The organism is Candidatus Clostridium eludens, from assembly GCF_045310515.1.
Lineage (GTDB): Bacteria > Bacillota > Clostridia > Clostridiales > Clostridiaceae > Clostridium_B > Clostridium_B eludens.
The window spans coordinates 37,683-60,096 of the sequence record NZ_JBJHZX010000001.1 but is presented as its reverse complement, the minus strand read 5'-3'; the positions used below and the strand labels follow the sequence as shown (position 1 = coordinate 60,096).

24 protein-coding genes, 1 pseudogene and 1 riboswitch are annotated in these 22,414 nt (G+C 29.2%); of the genes and pseudogenes, 15 read left to right on the top strand and 10 right to left on the bottom strand.

Going from position 1 to position 22,414, the window contains the following annotated elements; translation table 11 throughout:
- The first annotated feature begins 70 nt into the window (after positions 1 to 70).
- The 3 genes from ACJDU8_RS00230 to ACJDU8_RS00220 all read left to right on the top strand — a co-directional run bounded on the left by ACJDU8_RS00230 (position 71) and on the right by ACJDU8_RS00220 (position 2,775).
- Complete coding sequence (locus tag ACJDU8_RS00230; RefSeq protein ID WP_406790145.1) at positions 71 to 877, top strand: PrsW family intramembrane metalloprotease; 807 nt, start codon at positions 71 to 73, stop codon at positions 875 to 877.
- Entirely contained in the window at positions 874 to 1,452 is a 579-nt protein-coding gene (locus tag ACJDU8_RS00225; protein ID WP_479723064.1) for a winged helix-turn-helix domain-containing protein, read from the top strand. The genes ACJDU8_RS00230 and ACJDU8_RS00225 overlap by 4 nt, the downstream gene beginning before the upstream one ends.
- Before the next feature lie 93 nt (positions 1,453 to 1,545).
- Positions 1,546 to 2,775, top strand: a complete 1,230-nt coding sequence (locus tag ACJDU8_RS00220; protein WP_406790144.1) for a sensor histidine kinase — start codon at positions 1,546 to 1,548, stop codon at positions 2,773 to 2,775.
- A gap of 101 nt (positions 2,776 to 2,876) precedes the next feature.
- Here ACJDU8_RS00220 and ACJDU8_RS00215 read toward each other — a convergent pair whose 3' ends face one another.
- The 10 genes and pseudogenes from ACJDU8_RS00215 to ACJDU8_RS00170 all read right to left on the bottom strand — a co-directional run.
- On the bottom strand, positions 2,877 to 2,993 hold the full coding sequence (locus ACJDU8_RS00215) for a class I SAM-dependent methyltransferase (RefSeq protein ID WP_406790143.1): 117 nt from the start codon (positions 2,991 to 2,993) through the stop codon (positions 2,877 to 2,879).
- 8 nt (positions 2,994 to 3,001) lie between these two features.
- Positions 3,002 to 3,127, bottom strand: a complete 126-nt coding sequence (locus ACJDU8_RS00210; protein WP_406790142.1) for a class I SAM-dependent methyltransferase — start codon at positions 3,125 to 3,127, stop codon at positions 3,002 to 3,004.
- Positions 3,128 to 3,142: 15 nt separating this feature from the next.
- A complete protein-coding gene (locus ACJDU8_RS00205; protein WP_406790141.1) occupies positions 3,143 to 3,763 on the bottom strand; it encodes a CPBP family intramembrane glutamic endopeptidase in 621 nt (206 codons plus the stop codon).
- A 4-nt stretch (positions 3,764 to 3,767) separates the two neighbouring features.
- Positions 3,768 to 4,679, bottom strand: coding sequence for a 1,4-dihydroxy-2-naphthoate octaprenyltransferase (gene menA / locus ACJDU8_RS00200; RefSeq protein ID WP_406790140.1), 912 nt, complete (start codon positions 4,677 to 4,679; stop codon positions 3,768 to 3,770).
- Positions 4,680 to 5,050: 371 nt separating this feature from the next.
- Entirely contained in the window at positions 5,051 to 6,247 is a 1,197-nt protein-coding gene (locus ACJDU8_RS00195; protein WP_406790139.1) for a 4Fe-4S binding protein, read from the bottom strand.
- Complete coding sequence (locus tag ACJDU8_RS00190) at positions 6,244 to 7,203, bottom strand: FAD:protein FMN transferase (protein WP_406790138.1); 960 nt, start codon at positions 7,201 to 7,203, stop codon at positions 6,244 to 6,246. Before ACJDU8_RS00190 ends, ACJDU8_RS00195 begins: the two co-directional genes overlap by 4 nt.
- 1,029 nt (positions 7,204 to 8,232) lie before the next feature.
- Entirely contained in the window at positions 8,233 to 9,366 is a 1,134-nt protein-coding gene (locus ACJDU8_RS00185; protein ID WP_406790137.1) for an RNA-guided endonuclease InsQ/TnpB family protein, read from the bottom strand.
- A 405-nt stretch (positions 9,367 to 9,771) separates the two neighbouring features.
- Positions 9,772 to 10,905 (bottom strand): MFS transporter, encoded by a 1,134-nt coding sequence (locus ACJDU8_RS00180; RefSeq protein ID WP_479723063.1) that lies wholly within the window; start codon positions 10,903 to 10,905, stop codon positions 9,772 to 9,774.
- Positions 10,906 to 11,071: 166 nt separating this feature from the next.
- A complete protein-coding gene (locus ACJDU8_RS00175) occupies positions 11,072 to 11,509 on the bottom strand; it encodes a YiiD C-terminal domain-containing protein (protein ID WP_406790136.1) in 438 nt (145 codons plus the stop codon).
- Positions 11,510 to 11,699: 190 nt separating this feature from the next.
- A pseudogene (locus ACJDU8_RS00170) lies at positions 11,700 to 11,885 on the bottom strand (lipoyl synthase); the annotation flags it as partial.
- A gap of 443 nt (positions 11,886 to 12,328) precedes the next feature.
- Here ACJDU8_RS00170 and ACJDU8_RS00165 point away from each other — a divergent pair.
- From ACJDU8_RS00165 to ACJDU8_RS00110, 12 genes are all read left to right on the top strand, one after another.
- Complete coding sequence (locus tag ACJDU8_RS00165; protein ID WP_406790135.1) at positions 12,329 to 13,375, top strand: C40 family peptidase; 1,047 nt, start codon at positions 12,329 to 12,331, stop codon at positions 13,373 to 13,375.
- A 118-nt stretch (positions 13,376 to 13,493) separates the two neighbouring features.
- On the top strand, positions 13,494 to 13,802 hold the full coding sequence (locus ACJDU8_RS00160; RefSeq protein ID WP_406790134.1) for a hypothetical protein: 309 nt from the start codon (positions 13,494 to 13,496) through the stop codon (positions 13,800 to 13,802).
- 293 nt (positions 13,803 to 14,095) lie between these two features.
- A complete protein-coding gene (locus ACJDU8_RS00155; RefSeq protein WP_406790133.1) occupies positions 14,096 to 14,782 on the top strand; it encodes a sigma-70 family RNA polymerase sigma factor in 687 nt (228 codons plus the stop codon).
- Entirely contained in the window at positions 14,772 to 15,680 is a 909-nt protein-coding gene (locus tag ACJDU8_RS00150; RefSeq protein WP_406790132.1) for an anti-sigma-I factor RsgI family protein, read from the top strand. The genes ACJDU8_RS00155 and ACJDU8_RS00150 overlap by 11 nt, the downstream gene beginning before the upstream one ends.
- A 180-nt stretch (positions 15,681 to 15,860) precedes the next feature.
- On the top strand, positions 15,861 to 16,487 hold the full coding sequence (locus ACJDU8_RS00145; protein WP_406790131.1) for a metal-dependent hydrolase: 627 nt from the start codon (positions 15,861 to 15,863) through the stop codon (positions 16,485 to 16,487).
- Positions 16,488 to 16,631: 144 nt separating this feature from the next.
- Complete coding sequence (locus ACJDU8_RS00140) at positions 16,632 to 16,961, top strand: SH3 domain-containing protein (protein ID WP_406790130.1); 330 nt, start codon at positions 16,632 to 16,634, stop codon at positions 16,959 to 16,961.
- Between the two features lie 154 nt (positions 16,962 to 17,115).
- Positions 17,116 to 17,281, top strand: a riboswitch (M-box (ykoK) riboswitch).
- A gap of 199 nt (positions 17,282 to 17,480) precedes the next feature.
- Positions 17,481 to 18,716: an Nramp family divalent metal transporter gene (locus ACJDU8_RS00135; RefSeq protein WP_406790129.1), complete on the top strand. Its 1,236-nt coding sequence runs from the start codon at positions 17,481 to 17,483 to the stop codon at positions 18,714 to 18,716.
- Positions 18,717 to 18,922: 206 nt separating this feature from the next.
- Complete coding sequence (locus ACJDU8_RS00130; protein ID WP_406790128.1) at positions 18,923 to 19,180, top strand: hypothetical protein; 258 nt, start codon at positions 18,923 to 18,925, stop codon at positions 19,178 to 19,180.
- A 128-nt stretch (positions 19,181 to 19,308) separates the two neighbouring features.
- Entirely contained in the window at positions 19,309 to 19,995 is a 687-nt protein-coding gene (locus ACJDU8_RS00125; protein ID WP_406790127.1) for a sigma-70 family RNA polymerase sigma factor, read from the top strand.
- Complete coding sequence (locus ACJDU8_RS00120) at positions 19,988 to 21,094, top strand: anti-sigma-I factor RsgI family protein (protein ID WP_406790126.1); 1,107 nt, start codon at positions 19,988 to 19,990, stop codon at positions 21,092 to 21,094. Before ACJDU8_RS00125 ends, ACJDU8_RS00120 begins: the two co-directional genes overlap by 8 nt.
- A 35-nt stretch (positions 21,095 to 21,129) precedes the next feature.
- The gene (locus ACJDU8_RS00115; protein ID WP_406790125.1) at positions 21,130 to 21,510 is read left to right on the top strand and encodes a hypothetical protein; all 381 of its coding nucleotides are present in this window, start codon (positions 21,130 to 21,132) and stop codon (positions 21,508 to 21,510) included.
- Between the two features lie 103 nt (positions 21,511 to 21,613).
- The gene (locus ACJDU8_RS00110; RefSeq protein WP_406790124.1) at positions 21,614 to 22,315 is read left to right on the top strand and encodes a hypothetical protein; all 702 of its coding nucleotides are present in this window, start codon (positions 21,614 to 21,616) and stop codon (positions 22,313 to 22,315) included.
- Positions 22,316 to 22,414 lie beyond the last annotated feature (99 nt).

The window sequence follows — 22,414 nt, the reverse complement described above, 5'->3', positions numbered from 1 at the left end:
GTAGATAATAATTTTATTATATTAAAAAAGAAAGTATACTGCAGAATAAAAATAAAGGAGATATACTAACATGAAAAAACAATACAATTGGTATAGATTGCTTTTAGTGGGTTTTGTAACCTATGTTATTGGATTAGCAGTTTTGATATTTACTGATAATCCTAATATGTTCCCTGCTATAGTTATACTTGGAAATTTTCTTATACCAGTGACTTATGTGGCATTTTTTTACGAAAGACGCTATTTTAGCAGGGTAAGGATGATAGACATTTTAGCAAGCTTTTTTTATGGAGGATTTTTAGGGACTTTTTCAGCAGGAATAATAGAACCCATTTTTATAAATAGTCTTGATTTAAAATCTGTATTCATAGTTGGGCTCATTGAGGAATTTACGAAAATTATTGGTGTTTTGATTTTAATAAAGCATAGATGCAATAGTTTGAGGATAGATGGAATTATCCTGGGTGCTGCAGCTGGCATGGGTTTTGCAGCTTTAGAAAGTTCGGGATATGTTTTTACAACTTTTTTACGAGGTGGAGGCAGTTTGTCTTTAGTTGTATATACTACTTTGCTAAGAGGAATATTATCTCCATTAGGACATGGTACATGGACAGCAATATTAGGAGGTACCATTGTAAGTCAATGCTCCCGGGGAAGTACTAAAATAAATGTAAGGGTAATTGAAGCATATGTAACTGTAGTTATACTCCATGCACTTTGGGATGGTATTCCATATATAATGTCAATATTTACATCATCTAATATTGCTTTTTTAGTAGGAGATGTTATGGTAGGTATGGTAAGTGTATTGATACTTTATATTATGTGGAGGAAGGGAAAAAAGCAATTATATGATGTGAATAATTTAACTTCATAATTTCTACACAAAAGATTAGTCCTGCACTAATTGTATTAGATTTAATGTTGCCAGATATATCTGGTGAAGATATATGCAAAATGTTAAGGAAAAAATCTAGGATTCCAATAATTATGTTGACTGCTAAAGTGGATGAAAAAACTGTATTGGAAGGTTTTAATATTGGAGCTGACGATTATGTAACTAAGCCTTTTAGCTCGAATCAGCTGGTGGCTAGGGTGATGGCACATTTAAGAAGAACTAAAGAGGAGGCAATACCACTTTCAAATATTTTATCCATTAATAATGGAGACTTAGTATTAAATGCCACCAAACATGAGGTAAGGAAAAATGGAATAACTGTGAATTTAACGTCTAGTGAATATAATATATTAATGACACTGGTAAAATATCCTCAAAAAACTTTTACTAGGGAAGAATTAGTAAATTTAGCTCTTGAGGAAGATTTCAATGGATTTGACAGAATTATAGATGCCCATGTTAAAAATTTAAGACAGAAAATTGAAGATAATTCTAGAGAACCTGAATATATTTTAACCGTATATAAAGTTGGTTATAGGTTTGGCGGTGAATAATATGCAAAGAAGCTTGAGAAGAAAATTATCTTTTTCATATATGCTTGTAGCACTAATTTGCGTAGTTTTAATTAGTATACTGGCAAACTTTTTTTGGAGAAACAATTTAAAAATTATGGTATACAAACCCACGAACATACCAGTCAGAATATAGTAAATTCTCTAGTTCAGCTGTACAGCAGCCATGGATGGGACAAAGATGTAATAGAGAGTACGGGTATAAATGCACTAGAGAATGGAATTATACTTACTGTAAAAGATTTATCAGGGAAAACGATTTGGGATGCAACATCATATAATAGCGGCATGTGTCAGGCAATGCTTGTTCATATGTCACAAAACATGATGAAGCTTTATCCAAATTGGAAAGGAAGCTATAAGCAAGATGAATACCCTCTAATGAAAAATTCTCAAAAAATAGGTACTGCCATAATTGGGTATTATGGTCCTTTTTACTATAGTGATAGAGATTTGATGTTTTTAAGTACTTTAAACAGGATACTGATAAGTGTAGGAATTATCTCATTGTGTCTTGCTTTAATATTAGGTGTAATTATGTCAGGGGGGCTAAGTAGGCCAATTTTACGTGTTATAGAAACTGCTGAAGAAATATCAAAAGGCGATTACAGTACTAGGATTAATGAAAATTCTAACATTATTGAAATAAATAGTCTTACCTCTACAATAAATAATCTTGTAGAAACACTGCAAAATCAGGAAAATTTAAGGGAAAGGCTCACGGCAGACGTGTCTCATGAACTCAGAACACCTCTTACCACACTGCAAAGTCACATGGAAGCCATATTAGATGGAATATGGGAACCCACACAAGATAGAATTAACAGCTGTCATGGAGAAATAATGAGAATAAATCGTATGGTAAATGATTTGGAAAAGCTTGCTGAGTATGAAGGAGAAAATCTCATATTAAATAAATCTGAATTCAATATAAGTGAAGTAATTAAGAATATTGTGCTTAACTTCGAAAATGAATATGTAAGCAAGGAAATTGACCTTATTTTTAATAGTGAAGATATATTTATTTGTGCTGATAAAGACAAGACAAGCCAAATAATAATAAATTTAATTTCAAATGCTTTAAAGTATACAAAACAAGGTGGTAAGGTTTTAATTCAGGCCCATAATAAAAATGATTATCTTGAATTGATAGTCCAAGATAATGGGCAGGGAATACCAAAGGAAGATCTTCCATATATTTTTGAAAGATTCTACAGAGCCGATAAATCACGAAACAGACTTACAGGGGGAGCAGGAATAGGGCTTACAATAACTAAATCCTTAGTAGAGGCAAATAACCGTTGAAAGTGAATTGAATAAGGGTACAACTTTTGAAGTATCCATATCTGTGAAGTAAAAAAAGATTACAATATCCTAAAATATTGTAATCTTTTTTTCATACACTTTTAGAGTGATTTTTTATTTCCATAGTGAATTGCAGCAATGCCCCCCGTAAGGGATAAATAGCCGGTATCAATAAAACCAACCTGATGGAAAGCAGATTGAAGTTCAGTTTTTGACATAAAGCTGTTTACTGAATCCCTAAGGTAATAGTAGGCAGTTTTATCTCTTGATTTAATGTTAATATAGTATTAAGCCTATCATAGTTATCTGCAATAGATGAGAAAATATTATATACATTAGTGTTATTATTCACAAGGTATCCCTTCTTTTACATAATAGGAAGTAAAACAAATATGGTTAAATCCCAAATAGCATGAGATATAATTACACTGGATAGACTCTTTTGTTTTTTATACATCCACCCCCAGTATATTCCACAGACAAGGGCAGCTATGACAAGCATAATGTTCCCAGTAATAACATGAACTGCTGAATACAGAAGTGCAGTTAGAATATACCCTTTATTTTCTCCCAATTTTTTTGATAGTGTATTTTGAATAAATCCACGCCAGTAAATTTCTTCACATGGTCCAATTATAAAAATAAGTAATAAACTAATCCATAAAAGATTTCCTTGTGTTTTAATGCTATATATGGATAACACTTGTGCATTCTTAAATGGAAAAATATAACCAGATATAATGTTGCCTATATAAAATACCATATACAAACATATAGCTGATAAAACTCCAATTACAATATTTTTTAATGTTATTTTATCTACTCTAGCAATTTTTTTATCTATAATTAACGATATAAATACTAAAAAAGTAATAGATAAGCTCATTTCCAGCCAGAAATTAATAGGTTTTATTACAAACATTACATACCATAAAATAGCGGCAATCGATATGGTGATAAATAAGTATTTAGTATTATTTTTCTCCAAAATTTTACCCCCTTAAATTTACAACGAAAGGTATTAGTAGCGAAAGAATCAGTATAATACCAAATTCTCCTTGAAGCTGTGCTGTGTCCTTATCAAGGGATACTATACCTGAAGGCGAAGCTGATACAGAATATAATTTTCTTATATTTTTATAGGCTGTAGGTACAGTAATTAAACAAAATAGACTCCAAATTGGAAGTATTCTATAAAAACACATTATTATTATAGAAACATATGATAAAATTATAAAACTGAAATAAATATTTTGGGCACTGCTTCTTCCAACCATTATAGATAAAGTTTTTATTCCTGCCTTTTTATCATAACGTATATCTCTTATATCATTAGCATGTAAAATTGCAGTAGTTAATAAACCAACAGGTATGGAAATAAAAAATGCTTCCACACTTATATTTTGTGCTTGTACATAATAGGAGCCTATTAACATTAATGGACCAAATGTTAAAAATACAAGAGGAGCGCCTAAGCCTCTATACTTTAAAGATAAAGGTTTTCCAGTATATGAATATACAGCTAGAGTACCTATTAATCCTATCAACAAAACCAATAATCCTCTTTTATATGATAAAAATATTCCTATAAAAGCTCCTAAAGCTAATAAAATAAATCCACCTGTATATACTTTTTTTGATGCCAATAGATTTTCAAGTATAACACCACTTGAACCGTAAGAATTTTTTGTATCAACCCTATTTTTAAAATCATCATGGTCACTGAGCAAGTTGGCACTTGCTTGTAATAGAACAATAGCAATTAGTGATAAGACAAAATATCCCAATTGAAATTTTGACTCGTTTATTGCAAATATTGCTCCTAAGGTTACGGGAATTATGGAACCAGTGAAGGAAAAGGGTCTTACAGCTTTAAACCATATCTTAAGTTTTGTTACTAACATTTTTCCCCTTCTTTCTAATATTCCTTTGTAGAAATAGTATTTTTTGCTTGCAGTATTTCTGCAGAACACATATTTTCTGCTAATTTAACTATTTTTCTTCCATATACTTTATTTAAAATATTTAATAATGATTAGTATTAATTAATTTTTTAATAGCAGATTGTATCAATGCCTATATAATATAAAGTTAGTGTGAAGATAATATGAAGAACTGAAAAAAATATATAAAAACTAGAAAGTCATTGATTTTCAGGCTCTCAAGCAATAACAATTCCTACACCTAATTCAGTTACTCTATTGGCTACAAAAAGCTGATTAGCGAATTGAGGAACCAAAATCGATAGAACATTATTTCATATGTGAATACTTTTTTATTGCTTAGCATTGCTCAGAGCATTCTCTACAGCTTCCATAATACCATTACTGCTGAAAGTAGCCCCTGAAACTGCATCAACACTTGTAGACTGGCTATCTATAATTTCCCCAATAACTGTACCGGATGCTCCAACGTAAAATTTTTTATCATCTTGGTAAGAAAGAGTAGTGATGTCAGTAATCTTACCATTTTTAACGACTACAGAAACTGTTGTTGTGCCTCCTCTAAATCCTGTACCTGAGCCTTCATAAGTACCATCCTTATAAAGAGTACCTGCAGTTGCAGTACTTTGACTGCTTTGTGTTTCTGTCTGCGTATTGTTTAGCCCCGCTGCACTTACTCCAAGGTTACCTACATAATAAAAGCCTGTCATAACAGATACAGCTGCTGCTCCTGCAATAAGAGGGCGTACATCATCTCCACATACAGTCAAAGTAATATTCTTTCTTGGACACGCAGTAATACACTGCATACAATTTATGCATTCACTACTCTTTATAACATCATATTTATAAAGAGGTATTTCCATGGCACAATTGTTTGTACATATTCTGCAATCACCACATTTTGTTCTCAATTTTTGTATTTTTGCAATTTTCAGTTTTGATATAATGGCAAATACTGCACCAAGTGGACAAAGATAGCGGCAGAAAAACCTTTCAATAAACATTGAGGCAATAGTAATGAGAATAAAAAGAATAAACCCAACAGTTAGATTTACTGCTGCATAAGAAAAATCAGGTGCTTTTCCTACAGAATCTACCATTCCAAAAACATCCCAAGGACTGAAGGTACTAAATGCAGTGATGTTAAAAGTGCATATAACCAAAATTAAAAATGCTAATAAGATATATTTAAGATATTTAAAAACTCTGTCTATATTTTCATTGATTTCGAATTTTATTTTAAATACCCTACTTGATATTTTATAAATAAAATCACCAAAGGCTCCATAGGCACACATCCATCCGCAGAAAAATCTTCCTATTATAACTGTAAATGGAATAATAACAACAACTTCTACTAATTGAGGAATCAGCTGAGTAAAAGCAATATTTTGTCTGATTAAAGCTATATAAATCTGCTTAATTCCTGCAAATGTATCTATGTATAGTGATGGTAGAAATATAAAAAATATGATTTGAATCAGAAGTCTTGAAACCTGTATTATTGAAATTTTAGCTTTCTTCATTGATGGTATCCCCTCTCAAAATTATCTAATAATCCTTCTGTAACAAGAATATCCTTGTTCTTCAAAATAAATATAGCTTCAGCATTAATACTTTTTAATAAAGATATTGATTTATTAATATCCTGTATAAAAAGAGCAGTACTCACAGCATCCGCATCAGTTGAACATTCGCATAGTACAGTTGCGCTTAAAAGCTCATTTTTTGATGGATATCCCGTGCGTGGATCTATAATGTGATGATACCTTTCCCCTCCTTTGATGAAAAACTGTTCATTACTGCCAGAGGTTACAACTGTCTTATTTGTGACTGATACTCTTCCGATATATTGTCCTCTAGCGGACAACGGGTTTTGAATGCCAATTCGCCAAGATGCGCCTGTTGGATTATGTCCCATTGTTATAATGTTTCCTCCCAGGTTGATCAAGGCATTTTCAATTTTATATTGCAACAGCACACGTTTAACTTCATCAGCTGCATATCCTTTTGCAATACCACCCAAATCAATTGATTGTCCTTTATTTTTAAAAAAAACTGTACATTTTTTATCATCCAGTAGTACATCTTGATAATTTACCAGGGGTAAAACTTTCTCAATCTTTTTTCTTTCTGGTACATAATTTTGTTTTGATCCAAACCCCCAAAGTTCAGTTAAAGGCCGAATTGTTATGTCAAAGGCTCCCCCTGAAGCCCTTGAAAAATCCAAGGCACGTTTTAGTAAATTAAACGTGTCAATATTTATTTTTTGTGCTTCAAGTCCAGCATAGTGATTTATTTGCATTACATCACTATCATTTTTAAAGGCAGACATTCTATAGTTAATTTCCAGAACTCTCCTACAAGCACTATTCAGAGCATCTTCACAGCTTGAACCATAAACAACTATTGTATTTATAGTTCCCAGTGCAAAAAATGTTTTTTCATATTTCTTATTGTAAGTTGTCTCTTTTAGAATCATAATGATCACCTTCTATTATGGTTATTAACTCTAAAAACTTATATTTATTAGAGTTTTCTAAAGTTTATATATGTGTTAGTTAGAATGTTAACTGAAAACTTTGTGATAACAATCAGATTTTTATGTGAAATTTATGTGATTTGAATTAAACTATATAAAAGATACCATCCTATTATTTGCAAAAGCAGCGATAAGAGACACATAAGTTTGATTTTATTGTTTTCATTAATATTCACGATTTTTGATAAATATTATTCTGATTAGATTAACAACTTTGCTACAAAACCATGCTAATGATTCTTTTGGCAAAGGCTTATTAATTTGCAGAAATAGTATTAGAAAAGATAATATTCAATGGATTTATGGGTCTGCCAAAAATAATATTCCTATTGAAATTATTTTTAAGACTATGAAAATTGCATAGGTGTAATGTAATTATATAATGTAAATATTTGTATTCGAATTTTCTCATTTAGGGGTAATGGGAGCATCTTTACACTAGGGGCAAAATATATTCCACAATCCAGGTGTTTGCATTAGATGTCTTATTGTATATTAGACAGAACGTTTATAAAGTCTAATTAATCTACTTGCTAAAAAATAAAACCAGAGCGTTTTTTACTCTAGTTTAATAGACAAAATAAGAATAATATGTATTAACCATATAATCAAATAGCTGTGCTTTTCAAAACTGTTTAATTAACTTTTAGAATACTATTGATCTTTTATAATTTATAAGTATTGCCTTTTTATAATGAAGTAAGAAAATACTATAAGCTCATAGTGTGAAATTTAAATCGTTTTGTAATTAATCTATTCATTAAACTGTATTTAATTCATATTACAGTTGCCAAAATTCTATAACAATCAATACGAATGTATAAATATATATAAATTTGTTTAATTCTCTATTCATAGTGTCCGATTTTGTAATCCTAAAAGGATATACTACTTTCGTTTGATATAACACTCCCAGAGCTTAAATTCGGATACAACTCATCCTACACATTAGTAGTATCTTTCATGTGATTATTCTACTAATTTATAATTACCAAGATTTATTGAAGCGTTTTTGTCTCTATCAATAACTAATCCACATTCAGGACAGACATAAACTCTATCTTTTAGTTTTAAATCTGACTTTATGCTTCCACAACAAGAACATGTTTTACTTGATGGGTAGAATTTATCAACTTGAACAAATTGAATTCCATTAAACCCGCATTTATATTTAATTTGCCTCATAAATTCATATAGGCATTGTTCTTGTATGGCTTCCGATAGATGTTTATTTTTCATCATACCTGTTATATTTAAGTCTTCCATAACTACCCTATATGGTCTTAACTTAATTATTTTATTGGTAGCTTGATGAATATGGTTTAATCTAATATTGCCAAGCTCTCTATGTATAAGTCCTATCTTCTTTTCCAATTTAACAATATTATTAGTCTTGATAAATTGGAGTCCTTGTTTATTTGCTTCATACTTCCTTGATACTTGTTTCTGTAATCTTTTAACTTTTTTCTTTAATTTCTTAACTTTACCTGATTTATTAATGTTTTTTATAGGATTGTCCAGACAATTTACTATAGCTAAATCATGAACGCCTAAATCTATTCCTACACTTAAATCTTTATTCAACCCGGCTTGGTTTTCGCCCTGTTCAAATCCTAAAGATAAATACCAGTATCGGCCATCAAAATGACATCTTGGGTTAGTGTACTTAGGTAAATCGGGAATATCATAATTAGTTTTGCATTGAATTTTACCTATTTTCTCCATTTTAACCTTGCCATCTTTAAATTTAACGGCATCGTGTCTAACATAAAATGATTTTCTCGACTTTTTCTTAGATTTAAATTTAGGATGCTTAGCTATTCCATCAAAGAAATTATTATAAGCTGTTTGTAAATCTTCAAACGCTTGATTGATAGTTTTACTGCTTATTTCATTTAGCCATGTGAATTCTTCTGTACTCTTCAACTTATTAAATTCATCCCTCAATTTTCTGCAAGATATTAATTCACTAGCTTTCTTATAATTTTCTTCTTGTCTTGCTAAACCCCAATTATAGGCAAATCTAGCTATACCTATTGATTTCCACATTAATATTTCTTGTTCTTTTGTTGGTTTTAATCTTATCTTAATTGCTCTTATCATATCTTTCACCTCACTTTCTAATATTATTATACCCAATGTCCAATTACTTACAAAGGCTATTTAAATGTTATATAATATTTTTGAAGTGATGGCATGGCTAACAAAGATTTGAAAAATTATTCGGGTCTTAGCTGCTGATTGCCCATTTTTACAGCACTTAGGATTTAAACTTATGCCATCTAACTAATTTTTTCTACTTTCGTAACATTCACGCTTGGTTTTATTTCATACCTACGTTGTAGTTTAGTTAGCTTTAGGGGATTCCAGCAATTCAAGAAATTTTGCATAGATTCTATCTCTATGACTCCATGCTCTTTACGAACATAGGGTGCTTATAGTCTTATTGATAAATCTATAAATAATGTTTTTTATTATTGCAGTTATTTATAAATTTACAACTACTGTTTAGTTGCACCATTTCTTATAAAATACGCACATTAGTACTGTAGCTAATAACGCCATTACTGAACCGAAATAAAAAGGAGCACTATTATTAACTTTATCATATAATACACCAGCTATAAGGCTTGCAGGAAGTAAGGTTATTCCTGTTAGTGAATTATATATTCCTAGTCCTGTTCCCCTCTTATGCTTATCTATAAGGTCTGAGACTAATGCCTTTTGTACCCCATCTGTTGCTGCACTGTAAAGTCCATATAAGGCAAATAGCAAAATAATCAGGATTTTATTATTTGTTCTTCCAAAACCGAAATATATTATGGAATAAAGCATATATCCAAAGATAATAAGTCTTTCTCTACCAAACTTATCAGAGAGCACTCCCATAGGAACAGCAAATACTACAGACATAGAGTTGAATATCAAGTATACAAGAGGTATAAACAAAGCTTTTATACCAATGTCATTAGCCTTTACTAGTAACAAAGCATCAGTTGAATTACCAAGGGTAAAAATAAAAGCAATCCATAAAAACACATAATACTTAGTAGAAAAGTCCTTAAAAGCAATTTTTTTAGGGAGAGTACCTTTACTCTTTTTAGCTTCCTTCACAAAGAAAATTATAGTAAGTAATCCAAATACCCCAGGCAGAATTGAAAACATAAATACCTTACGATAATCTCCAGGGAATACTGACAAAATTACAAAGGCAAGTAGTGGCCCTAATATAGCGCCACTATTGTCCATAGCTTTGTGAAACCCAAAACTCTTTCCTTTTTCACTATCACTTGATGAGCCTGCTACAAGACTATCTCTTGGGGCAGTCCTTATTCCCTTTCCAACTCTTTCACTAAATCTAATAACTAGAGCCTGCAAAGGTGAAGTTACTATTGAAAATAATGGAGATAAAATAGCTGTAAATCCGTAGCCTATAACCATGAAAGGTTTATTTTTGCCAATTTTATCACTCCACCAGCCTGACAAAGCTTTGAGAACTGATGCTGTACTCTCTGCAATTCCTTCAATAAGTGATACTTCTGCCTTCGAAGCACCTATAGACATTAGAAATAATGGCATAATAGCATATATCATTTTTGTAGTTGTATCAGTTAAAAAGCTAGTTATGCCAGCAAAAAAAATATTCCGTTCAATACCTAAAACTTTTTTCTCTTTTTCAATATTAATGTGTACACACCTCCTTCTTTATTCTTTTGTTATTTACAAAAATTCACTATTACTTGTAATAGAATTATGGTTAGTGGGCTATATAAGAATATAATTCATAAAAAATAATCATAATTTGTTATCATCTAAATGCCACATATTGCCCGTGGTACTCTGCTAACATAATTTGTTCATCAGAGCAGGTTACTTTAAGTTTTATCCTAGCTTTATTGTGTTTATTGTATGTTTTAAAGAACAATTCTTTAGTAATTTGGTCTAAAGTGCATTCTGCAATAAAATCCTTATCAATTGGTGACAAATAATTAATATTGCTTTTTTGAACTACAATATGTGCTTCATCATCAATTTCTTTAATATTTGCATATACCATTGCCCAGCCACAAACAGTCATCAAACTGTTTATACTTCCACCAAATGCTGTACCTTTATGATTTAAATTAGGCTCTAATTGTGCAGATATCCTCACTTTTACTGGTGTAAATTCTATAACACTTACTCTCATTTCTTTTGTAATTGGTATTTTTTGATGTAAAAATTGTTCAAATTCGTATTCATTCATCATCTATTCTCCTTTACTTTCGTATGAGTTAATTTGAGTGTTGTAAGATGGAATCTATAATAATACTATTATTATAAGCATGTAAGCTTAAAACTGGAAATCTACAATCAATAACTTAGTATGATTGCGTTACATTAATTTACACTTGTGACACTTTCAAAGAATAATGTATCTTAAATTACTCTAATTCACTTCCTTTAAAATCAGGTATTAGAACTTCTACTGTTATATTTTTATTAAGCTTTCTTATTTCCTCTACAACACTGGCAAAATGAGAAGCCCCTCCATCTTCTAGGTCATCTCTTGTAACAGAGGTTATTACTGCATGTTTCAAGTTTAATTTATCAACTGCTTGAGCTACATTGAAGGATTCCTTTTACATCTTGAGAGGATTGTCCTCCTCTTATTTTTATTTTTAGCCATTCAGGTTTTCTCTTATACATAAAATGCAATCCCTCGTTTCCTTTTCGATATGCTAATTTTTTAACACATTTCCATAAAGTTAGTATACGACTATTTAAACATAACCTCCATAATATCTTTTTGGTTTATGTTATGCATATACCTTTCAATGTCTACGTTTTCAAGCGCTTTCAACATTTCTTCCTATTCATTACTCCTTTTGTAGAAAATTATAAAAAATGTCTATTAATAATAAAATCTACATAAAATTTTTGTATAATGCAAAATAATATATGATCTGACAAATTAGAATAAATATGATGTTCTATATCCTTAAATATTTTGTTAAAGTGTTTAATATAAATGTTACATTCATTTACTAATACACTAAATGAATAAAAGTTAGGAGAGGGAGTATTGAATAAAAGATTAAAGCAATTCTCAATGGCATTAACACTCACGGCAGCAATGAATAGTGTAGCTTTGGCACAACCAGCATTAAATAGCAGTAATTCATATTCGAAGGTTCAAGAACTTGAAGCAAGTATAGAAAACTTGGACAACCAGATAGAAGGGATAATGGATAAAGTTGCTGATAATAAAGAAGAAATAATAGTAAAAGAACAAGATATTAAGAATTCAGAGAATGAATTAAAAAAAGTTGAAACTGATATGAAAAAGCAAAAGGAATTATTTAATAACAGAATAAGAGCATTTTATATAAATGGTTCTAGTGGATATTTAGATATACTTTTAGACTCCAGAGGACTAGGGGACTTCATTTGGAGAATGGATACGATTAGCAGAATTATGAGCTATGATACTAAGGTTATTTCAAATTATAAAACAAAACAAAAAGATATTGCAGATAAAGTAGACAAGCTAAAAGTAGAAGATAAAAAATTATTAGCGTTAAAATCTGAGAATGAGAATAAATTAAATGAACTTAATAAAAATAAAAGTGATCAGAAAAAGCTAATAGAAGAAGCTAAACAGCAGCAGAGACAATATGCACTGGTTGAACAAAATGCTGTGAGTGCAGCTGCAAATAAGGTTGCTAACATAAGAAGTGAAGCACCTAAGATAACTCTATCTAGAGGTAGTTCGCCTATAAGTAATGATAATATTGTAGCATATGCTTCAAATTTTCTAGGAATACCGTATTTATGGGGTGGAACTACACCCAGTGGATTTGATTGTTCTGGTTTTACTCAATATGTATATAAACACTTTGGAGTTTCTATAGGCAGAACTACATATGATCAGATAAATGATGGAGTAGGTGTATCAAGAGATCAATTACAACCAGGGGACTTAGTTTTCTTTGGTAAGGGTGGTAATCCTACTCATATGGGTATGTATGTAGGTAATGGTGCAATGATACATGCTCCTCATACTGGAGATGTAGTTAAGATTTCACCAGTTGATAGGAGGGACTATATAACAGCTCGTAGGGTTAAATAATATGGTATAAATATACGGAAATGTATTTTGAAAAATGTTAACATATTCCTTGAGCAGAAGTTATTATTTAATGGTCAGCAGGGTAAATAAGAATATAATAAACGGGAAGGGAATAACTATGGTAAAAATCGACGATAAGGCTCTGAATTATGTTCAGAGTAAAAATCTATGTTTTATGATATTCATTAAAAATACATCAATAGATTGCGATTGTGGTAACATTCATAATGACGTGAAAACTGTTAAAATTAAGACTTCATTTGAAACTGACATAGTAGACGAGGAGCTATATGATATTTATAAATATAACAATGTTAAAGTATTTGTCTTAAAAGATTTAAAAGTTGATGTGGATATAAATATTTATCAAAAAGCAAAAGTACCTTTTATGAAACCTATATTTGGAATTAAAGGTATAACAGCTTAATAATAGTTTATTAAATAAACAACCCTGTTGATCTGATGTAATATATTTACTGCTAAGGTAGTAATTAAAAAATCCTAATTTACTATTTTGAAGCATAAAAAGCACCTAATTTCTTATTCGAAATTAGGTGCTTATGTGTTTTTTTGTGCATTTTTGGCTCTCTTTAAGAGTATTTCTTAGATAGTTTTTTATTATTAATAATCAAATAAATTAATAGGATATCTTAAGTAGTTTAATAAATTCCCTTAAAATTTTTATTTATTGCGTATGATGTTTATAGATGGGGTGATTTTGTGCAAAATATCAGTCACTTGTTCTATGAAAATAGAAATGAATTTATTAATGAAAATAAAAATTTTATATATAAATGTACCTATAGTATTTCAAAAAAATATCTCCAATGGGAAAATGATGATGAGCTAAGTATTGCTTTAATTGCATTTAATAAAGCTTGTGATAATTATACGGAATCTAGAGGCAACTTTTATGCATATGCAAAAATTATAATTAGAAATGCATTAATTGATTATTTTAGAAAAAATAAAAATTCACCGTTACTTACTTTTGACGATGGTGATTATGTCATGGAAAAATTAGACAATGAAAATTCCATATCCAAATTTCAATTGGAACTGGAAAATCAAAATAGAACAGATGAAATTATTGAATTAAATAAAGAACTTAAAAAATATAAAATCAATTTTACTAGTCTTGTAAATAATAGTCCAAAACATAAAGATACAAGAAACACTGTTTTAGGCCTTGTTTTCAAAATATCTAGTAATAGTGAAATTAGTAATTCCATATTAAATAATAAGCAATTACCTGTTAAACAAATATGTATTTATACTGGATTCAACAGAAAATTTATTGATAAATGGAGAAAATATATTATTGTTTTATTTGTAATATTTAACAGTGAGAAATTTCTTTACATAAAGTCTTATTTAAATATAAAAGTGGGTGAAAATGATGGGTAAAAAAGAGGGGATAGTAGTAAGTATAAATGGAAAATATGCTAATTTGCTTACTTCTTGTGGCGAATTTATAAAGGTAAACTGTAATGGAAAGAGGCCTAATATTGGAGAAAAATTTAAAGGTGATGAAGTTTTTCATAATTTTTTTTATCTTAATGGAAAAGCAATAACAGCTGCAGCATGTATAATGTTTATACTATTTGTAGGTGCAGGCACAAAAGCTTATTATAGTCCTGTAGCTACAGTTCTAGTGGATATAAATCCACATATTGAATTAAAGGTAAACTTCTTAGACAAAATTATTTTCTGTAAGGCATTAAATAATGATGGAGGTAAAATATTAAGCCACATTAAGATAAATAATGTGAATATCAATAATGGTTTAGAAATGATAATTGATGAATCTAAAAAAGATAAATTTATTAATGAGGATTATGTGAAAACAAAAACTATTTCTATTAATATAACTGGTAAAAACATAGATGTTTCTGAGTTTAAGTCAAATGCAGCAGCTTCTAATTTAAATGTTAAGATTCAATCCAATGGCAATGTGATTTTAAACAAGAATTTAAATAAAAACTCAAATAGTAATTCTAATGGCAATGCGAAGATTATTGATAGTGATGCATTTAATAATGGATTAAAAAATGTGAAGCCATCAAATAATAATATCAATAAGAACAGTTCTCAAAGCCAAAATGGTTCTACAAGTACAACTAATTCTACCTTAGATAAAAATAATGATGAAGGGGAAAATAATTTAAAACAATCTGGATATTCAGATTGTAATAAAATTAAAGAAGATCAAAGTTCTCGGAAAAGAGCTGATAGAAGTCAGGGAAATAATTCCGATAAAGGGAATCCATCTAAACAAAATTCTAGTTCAAATAGCCATAAATGAAATATTAGCATTTATATACAATGTTAACAAACTAAAAACATTATATAAAATATATATTTATTAATTAAATTCATTCGATAATTTAGTTGATATATACTTGAAATAAAGTTTTTTAAGCTTGCTTCTTAAGAACAAGAAAAGAGGCTTAATGGAAAATGAAGTAATTTTTGGAGGTAAGTTATGACGGGAAAGACACATGCAGCGGTGGGGCTTTGCGGAGCAGCGTTTTTATTAGTTCCTAAAGCAAGTATAGAAACTTCTATCATAGGTTTGGGGTTTGTGGTACTGGGCTCATATGCCACAGATGCAGATTTGAAAATGTCTAAAGCTGGACATGTTATAAGTGATATTATTCACATGATTAGTTTGTTATTAGGCTTATATTTGGCAGATACATATTTGTTTCATTACAATGTTATGAAGTTAATAAGTAAAAATATGCCGGGGCAGCTGAAGGTGATAGGTATTTTATTTATAATTGCTTCAATTGTTTTGGGAAGAATAACAGGGCATAGAAAATATATGCATAGTTTGCTAGGCTTTACAACTATAAATATAGGAGTATGGCTGATTGCAGGAAAGTTTGTTATCTGGTTCGGACTTGGATATGCACTGCACATGGTATTGGATTTATTAAATGAAAAGCCGGAACATTTACTGTTTCCATTACCGGTGGGAGACCTTTGTTTTTCACTTGTCAGTTCTAGGGGGATAGCAAATGCCGCTATATCTACCATTAGTTATGCAGGTTTTTTGTGTAAAATAATATATGTATACAACTTAAAATATTTTCATATACACTTCTAAATAAAACAGACAGCTTATCTTATTGATGGGCTGTCTATTTTACATCTTTAAATTACAAAATATGTATTTATTATTGACTTTTGTGTAATTATGTAATATATTACATTTATTAAAAATATTGAATTTTAGAAGGAGATAATTTTGGTGAGAAAAAAATTTGTAATAATAAATATTTTAATATTAAGCTTCATTCTATTAGTACCTAATATGGTAACTGCACCTACAAATGTAAGAAATGTAGGTGGTTCAAATAAAATAGCACATTCTGACTTAATTCCTGCATTTTATTGTGTAAACAATAGTATAAATATTAGAAGTGAGCCCAATACCAGTTCAGCAGTTTTAGGTTCTCTATATTACGGAGATGTAGTTGACATTGACGATACTGATTATTATTATAATTCTTTTATCAAAATTCATCATAATGGTATTATAGGTTATGTTCATGCTGCTTATTTAGATAGTGTAGAATAAGATAATTACAGAGAACAAATGTATTTTTATTATATTCCCAATTACACTAAACATAACTTTATATATTTAGTAGAGCATAAATTATTGACTATAGCTATATAGAATATTATACTTGTATGGAGGACATACTTATTGAACGGGTTGTTAAAATTTAAGAGCATATTGTTAGGTGAGGCTCCTATATCAGATATATGTTACTGCCCAAAAATATCGAAAGATGCCAATGGGTTAACAGGTACTACCGAATTAAGGTTTTACTTAATGTAACTGAGTTAAACTCAAAGCTGTATAGTGCTAAAGCTCAACGAAAGATATAATATTAGTTGCAGTTTTATAGAGCCTTTTTTGGGGCTCTTTTTATTTTTTCTTAGGAGGTGAAGTCAATGGAAGCAGACCCTAGTGATTTATGTATAAATAAAATACAACTATCAAAAATCAATGAATGTGGAGAAGTCTTGTTTCAATTGATGAAGCCCAAAGATCATTCTCCTGCATTGTAATGTAGGGAGGTAAAATTAAATGAAAAAGAAAAACAAACTCTTATTTATATTAGGTATTATTGGTCCGGGACTTATAACGGTTAATGCCGGAAATGATGCTGGCGGTATAGCCACATATGCAACTGTAGGTGCTTCTTATGGATACAAAATGCTGTGGGGTATTTTACTAATAACATTTAGCTTGGGCGTAATCCAAGAAATGAATGCTAGGATGGCTGTAGTTACGGGAAAGGGATTATCTGATTTAATTAGAGAAAACTACAGTGTTAGATGGTCTTTTTTCGCAATGAGTGTATTATTTATTGCTAATTTTGGGGTATGTATTGGAGATTTTGCAGGTATAGCTGCAAGTTTAGAGTTGTTTGGAATTACTAAATACATTACAGTTCCCATTATGGCATTTTTGGTGTGGTTTGTGATAACTAAGGGTTCCTATAAAAAAACGGAAAAAGTTTTTTTGGCATTTACTTTTGTATTTTTCACTTATATAATAACTTGTTTTAAAGTTCATCCAAATTGGAATGAGGTTGCTAGGGCAACAGTTACACCAACTATAAATTTTAACAAAGATTATATTTTAACTTTTATAGGAATGATAGGGACTACAATAACTCCCTATATGCAATTTTATCTCCAATCCGCTGTGGTGGATAAGGGATTAAGCATTAAAGACTACAAATACGAAAAGTTAGATGTATATTTAGGTGCTATTTGGGGAGATTTAGTTTCTTTTTTTATAATTGTGTGTACAGCAATGACTTTGTTTAAAGCAGGTATCAAAATTAATAATGCTGAACAAGCTGCTATGGCGTTAAAGCCTCTGGCAGGTAACTATGCTACAATACTTTTTGCTGTTGGATTATTTGGAGCTTCCGTACTTGCTGCCATGGTGATTCCACTTTCAACTACTTATGCTATATGTGAATCATTTGGATTTGAGAGCGGTCTAGATAATTCATATGATGAAGCGCCAGTTTTTTATGGTATCTTCACTTTTATGATTGTATGTAGTTCAGCATTGGTGTTGGTGCCTAAATTGTCGCTAGTTACTATTATGATTGATACACAACAGGTTGCTGGTATGTTATGCCCTGTAATTTTAATCTTTATGGTATTATTAATAAATAATAAAGAACTTATGGGCAAGTATGTAAATAATAAATTGCAAAATGTAATAGTATGGATAACGGTAATATTTATCATTACTTTATCAGTAATTCTGTTCATATCTCCAGTGTTAAACAAGTTGATTTAATCTAATTGCCATTATATAGTGGTTTTTCAAGTTTGGCAAAAATATTTTCTATGTAATTCTTTTATTATACATAATTGAATCAAATTTGAATATATAGATAATATTAGTGGTAAAGGAACTCTCCTATATGCAGCTGTTAATAGAGCTGTATGCAATTTAAGCTTAAAGTGAGAGTTATAAAAAATTAATTTGGGAGATGAGATCTTATGCATGATACTATATTACTGAGTAAAATATCACAGGGTTTAGATAAATGCTGCAAACAAGGAAAAATTTCAAAGATAAATAGAATGTCTGTTATTGTGAATAAAAATAGCCATATCAATCCTTATAATTTACTAGAATATCTTAAAAACTATAATGAAAATTTAATAGATATTTGCACAGAAATAAAAGTTGAAATCGGAGATTTACCAGATGAGACTGCTATTATTAGAAATATAGAAGGTGACTCAATTGAATAACAGCCGATAAAATGACTATTAACTGCTCCCTAAAATATATTATGTGTTAATATATTTTAGGGAGTTTTTGTTATACCCCCCCAAAATTTTAATTTATCACGTATAATGTTTATAGATGAGGTGATTTTGTGCAAAATATCAGTCACTTGTTCTATGAAAATAGAAATGAATTTATTAATGAAAATAAAAATTTTATATATAAATGTACCTATAGTATTTCAAAAAAATATCTCCAATGGGAAAATGATGATGAATTAAGTATTGCCTTGATTGCATTTAACAAGGCCTGTGATAATTATAGTGAATCTAAGGGAAACTTTTATGCATATGCAAGGATTATAATTAGAAATGCGTTAATTGATTACTTTAGAAAAAATAAAAATTCACCTTTGCTTACTTTTGATGATGGTGATTATATGATGGAAAAATTGGATAACGACAATTCAATATCCAAATTTGAGTTAGAATTTGAAAATAAAAATAGAGCAGATGAAATTATTGAATTAAATAAAGAACTTAAAAAATATAAAATCAATTTTATTAGTCTTGTAAATAATAGTCCCAAACATAAAGATACAAGAAATGCTGTTTTAGACCTTGTTTTCAAAATATCTAATGATAGTGAAATTAGTAATTCCATATTAAATAATAAGCAATTACCTGTTAAACAAATATGTATGTATACTGGATTGAACAAAAAATTTATTGATAAATGGAGAAAATATATTATTGTTTTATTTACAATATTTAATAGTAATAAATTCCTTTACATAAAGTCTTATTTAAATATAAAAGTGGGTGAATATAATGGGTAAAAAAGAGGGCATAGTAATAAGTATAAATGGAAAATATGCTAATTTGCTTACTTCTTGTGGTGAATTTATAAAAGTAAACTGTAATGGAAAGAAGCCTAATATTGGAGAAATATTTAAAGGAGATGAAGTTTTTTATAATTTTTTTTATCCTAATGGGAAAGTAATAGCAGCTGCAGCATGTATAATGTTTATACTATTCATAGGTGCAGGCACAAAAGCTTATTACAGTCCTGTAGCTACAGTTCTAGTGGATATAAATCCACATATTGAATTAAAGGTAAACCTCTTAAACAAAATTATTTCCTGTAAAGCATTAAATGATGATGGAAGTAAGATATTAAGTCAGATTAAAGTAAATAATGTGAATATCAATAATGGTTTAGAAATGATAATTGATGAATCTAAAAAAGATAAATTTATTAATGATAATTATGTGAAGACAAACACCATTTCTATTAATATAACCGGTAAAAATATAGATGTTTCTGAGTTTAAATCAAATGCAGAAGCTTCTAATTTAAATGTTAAAATTCAATCTAATGGCAATGTAATTTTAAACAAGAATTCAAATAGTAATTCAAATAACGCTAAAAAGACTACTGGCAATGATATATTCTATAATATTTTAAATAATGTAAACACATTAAATAACAAAAGTAATAATAAAGAACTAAATATTAATAAAGAGTTAAATGTCAGCAAAGAGTTAAATGTTAGTAAACAACTGAATGGTGGTAAGAAGTTAAATACTAGTAAAGAGCTGAATAATAATAAAAAACTAAATAGTAATAAAGAGTTAAATAGTAGTAAAGAACTAAAGGGTAGTAAAGAATTAAATAATGATACCAATAAGAATAGCTCTTCAGGACAAAATCATTCTTCCAGAAAAAATGATTTTATTTTAGATAAAAATAATAATGGTGGGAAAACTAGTTTAAGACAATCTCCAGATGTAGATGGCAATAAAATTAGAAAAGATGAAAATTCTCAGAAAAAAGATAATAAAAGCCAGAATAATAAACATGATGATAAGTGGAATAATAACTTTAATAAGAGTAATACATCTAAACAAAGTTCCAGTTCAAGTGGTCATAGATGAAACATACATAATTTTTATACAATACAGGAGGAATATTGACTTTAAATGTAGAATTATGTGACATAAGGAGGGATAAGATGCAGCAATATAAAACTTTAAACATATTAGGAACTGAAGCTAATCCATTAGTTACTATGGAAAATGTATTTGGGGATATAACTTTAGCATTTAATTTTAATAAGGTTGCTGATGAAGCAGGAAGTGAAATAAGTAATCCATTCAAGGGAACATATACTATAAAAATTTTTGATATTGCAGATAAAATCAAAAATAAAATTGATGATGAAAATTTATGTGTACAATTGGATGGATATAACGGAACAATAACAAAAATGGAAAATGCAAAATTGAATTATGATGAAGATGAAAATGATGTTATGTTTTTATCTAAAAGATGCACTAAAATATTTAAATAAGATCATGGGTGAAAGTGGTAATTGCCATAAATAAAAAATAAATTCAACACTAATATTAATTAAGATTTACAATTTAATATTAGTGTTTTTTTAAGGAGTAAATGTGGAAAATATAAAGCAATATTTATTTATTTCAGTTATTTTGATTTTTTTGTCTTTTATAATGTTTTTAATTCATTATTTAATATTTGGTCAGTTGGAAAATACCATATATTATTCTTTAATGAGCCTTTGTTTTATTCCAATAAATATACTTGCCGTTACTCTTGTCTTTGAAAAAATTGTGGAAAGACATTCCCGTCTTGAACGCCTGAGCAAGTTAAATATGTTGGTTGGATTATTTTTTAGTGATATTGGATTTGCATTATTAAAATTAATAGTAGCTGGAGATGAAAAAGTTAAATATCTAGAGCTGAACTTCAATGATTTAGAATATTGTAAAAATAAAATTAGGAATTACAATTATGATATTGATTTTGAACAAATTAATTATACTGAGATTAAAAAAATCGTTATCGGGGGCAGAGATATTTTATCTAAGCTTATAAGTAATGAGAATATTTTAGAACATGAAATCTTTTCAGATCTACTTATGGTATTAATGCATTTAAGAGATGAAATGATATTTATAGATCATAAAGAGTTAACTCAGGATGATTATAACCACCTTAAAGGTGACATTATTAGAGTATATGAGGCTTTAACTTTGCAGTGGATAAATTATCTTTTCCACTTAAAACAATTTTATCCTTATCAATATAACAGTGTTATTAAATATAATCCTTTTACATTTCATAGTCAATAGAGAGATTAATACATAGGTCTTTAATAGGGAGTTTCAGCTATTTATTCATCCATTAAAATAAATTTCATGTGGGATATTGAAATGTGAATTTAATGTAAT